This window comes from Alkalihalobacterium sp. TH-98, from assembly GCF_057473385.1.
Window position 1 is genome coordinate 1 of the sequence record NZ_JBYCKM010000051.1, and the last position, 3,029, is coordinate 3,029.

Annotated in this window: 1 protein-coding gene; it reads right to left on the bottom strand. The window is 33.8% G+C overall.

What is annotated here, in order from left to right; genetic code table 11:
* Positions 1 to 1,216 precede the first annotated feature (1,216 nt).
* The gene (locus AC2VNP_RS20350) at positions 1,217 to 2,410 is read right to left on the bottom strand and encodes an aminotransferase-like domain-containing protein (protein ID WP_486919072.1); all 1,194 of its coding nucleotides are present in this window, start codon (positions 2,408 to 2,410) and stop codon (positions 1,217 to 1,219) included.
* Between the last annotated feature and the right edge of the window lie 619 nt (positions 2,411 to 3,029).

Genomic DNA, 3,029 nt, shown 5'->3' on the forward strand with positions numbered 1-3,029 from the left:
ATTGTCACAAACGTGACGTTTTTAAAACATTGACGAGATATCATGTATCTCATTTATTTCGCTTGGCTTTTTGTTCAGTTTTCAAAGAACTTTTTATATGTCGTTTGTTAACGACAAGATTCATTATAACACAATAAATAATTCTGCGCAATAACTTTTTTTGAATGCAATTTCTTATTTTCGACTCATGTTAAAGCGACAAGATTTATAATATCACAATATAATATTATCAGCAAGTGTTTTTTTAAAATGTTGTTATGATATATGACACTTTAAAGCATCACTATTAATTAACCAACAAGAATAACTATATCATATATATTAATTCTGCGCAACTGTCGGATGCCTCTTTTTTTGTGTCGACAGATGTATAAATTTATCATAAGCAACTAAAAAATTCAAGAGGTATATCTGAACAACGCATTAAATGAGTCCATAATTCCTTTATTATTAAAGCGCTAGAACTTTACCGCCTGTATCAGATATTAACACTTATTTTAGTCACCCTTTGGAGTTAAGATATAGTTACATAAACAATAATATTTTATACAACTATAGCATTTCTAATTGCGAAATCAGAGACAAAAAAACTAGCTAAAAGAAGCTAGTTTTTTTCAAATTGTTAACACTTTAAGAGACCCAACCATTCAAAACATCACATTTTTACTACTTCACTTAAATAGAGATTTCAACTCAAAGGAGGTAAATGACGTTTTATTTTGAATAAGTGATGTTTGTTCGTTCCGCACGTTAATTGAATTCCTTTCTGTTTATTTACATACACATACTAGAAATTACCTTTAACCATACATCACGACACAACCAGAATTTTTCTAACTGTCTTACTATAGTCCATTTGCTCAATCCATAAACTTGTTGTTAAAGTTAATATGCTTATCCTCTAACCACAATTATTCTCCATTGGTTTTACGTTATTATAACCTACCTTTAACGGAACCAACGTTGATGGTTGAGCCTCCTAAAGGGTTAACTTATATGTTATTATTATCTCTTTCTAATTAGATTATATCATACTTACCAATCGAAATTTTTGAACATTTAATGAATTAGGAAATTGCTAGAAAGCTCTAAAAGTCTTTTCTAAGTACCAAAAGCCTCTTCAAAGCTTCCTTTTAAATATACCTTATTAAGATTCTAGCCTTGGTCCAAAAAAATTAACACTAAGACTAGTAGTGAACCCAAGATAACTCAATATTTATTTGAAATAACCCTTTACAACTTTACCTAGCTTTTCAATTCCTTGAACTATTTCTTTTTCACTGGAATAACTAAACGAAAGTCGAAGAAACTCATTTCCGGCTTTTTGATCTAAGAAAAAGTGTTTACCAGGAACAAATGAAACACCTTCTAATAACGCCTTTGTTAATAATTCCCCCGTATCTACACCTGTAATCTTAACCCATAAAAAGTAACCCCCTTCTGGTATATGCCACGAAACCGATTTAGGAAGGAATTTTTCAAGAGCTGAAATTAAAACTTCACACTTAGCCCTGTATCTGCCCCTTAGGACATTTAACTGTAAATGAAAATCTGTGTTGTCTAGATATGTAGCCATAGCCGCTTGTGAAAAAGGATGATCTAAATCTTTTTTAAACCAAGCTAAGGCCGTTATGGATTTTTGTGGACCTACTACCCATCCAATACGTAGTCCGGGTGCTACCACTTTTGATAATGAACCAACGTGAAGTACACGCCCCTTTTTATCCAATGCTTTGAGTGACAGAAGACACTTATCAAAGAATAGTTCTCCATAAGCATCATCTTCTAAAATAAGAAAATTATATTCTGAAGCAAGCTCCAATAAATGCTGCCTCCGCTGTAACGTCATCGTTGTACCTGTAGGATTTTGAAAAGTTGGAATGGTATATAAAAAACGCGGAAGAGGCAAACCTTTACCTTTCCTTTCTACTAGTATTTTTTCAAATTCCAGTGTTTGAATTCCGTACCGATCGACAGGTATACTAATAAAATTATGAGTGTAATTTTGAAAAATTTCTAAAGCTTCCATATACGTTGGAGCTTCTATAGCTACAGTCGTATCATCAGTAATGAGAATACGAGCAATTAAATCGATGGCCTGACAAGCTCCAGATGTGATCAATAACTCTCCTTCAGAAACATCAATTTGACGTTCTACTAACCTTTTTTGAATTTGTCTCTTTAAATTAGCCATTCTTGGACTTCCAAGATAATGGAGCGGTAAATCCTCCTCCTCCTCAAGCAGACCTACAATTGCTTTCTTTAGCTCAGTAACAGGTACGAGAGAAGGCTCCGGAAAGCCAGAACTAAGCCGAATACATTTATTAGGCATTTCTGGCATCCACTCACCTGGCGGATTGTTCTCAAGAGCTTTTTTAGTATTCTCGGAAAAAAAAGACTCAATATTCACTACTAATCATTCATCCTTCCGATAATCATCATTTCAAAAAATTAATGCCTTAAAGTAGATTGTAGACGATTTACGCCTTTATCGCTATTGTATCATCATTATATTAACTAGAAAGCTTACTCCTCCTTTTTTCATACTAAAATAGCACAACCCATTTAGATTGTGCTTTATGCCTAGCTGCGTCCCTTATAACCTTTCTTTCCTATAGGGATGTATCCATGAAGTCTCACCTAATGCCCATCATGTTGTTCTACAAAAAGAAAGGTTTCCTCTCATAGACGGGGTGCGATGCATCGCTTCGAACTTCTGACAGTGCACTCTAAAACTGCATTCCCCTTATGTTTTTAACTAAGTACTTTTGCTTTTGATTACGTTTCATTATAATGTTCTTCTATTGTTTCACGGACTGAGAAGCCCTTATTATACAAAAATCATCGTTTTAAAGACTTATGAGGACTGAGAGGCTCTTATTTACATAGAAGCATGTGATATTCACGAAATTTTCATGCAATAAGGGCCTGTGTGCAACTAGAATAAAAAGTGGACACCCCTTTAACGAACATCATTTTTGGATATGATGATAATAACAAGGAGGGGTTCCCTATGAGTGAACAACGGC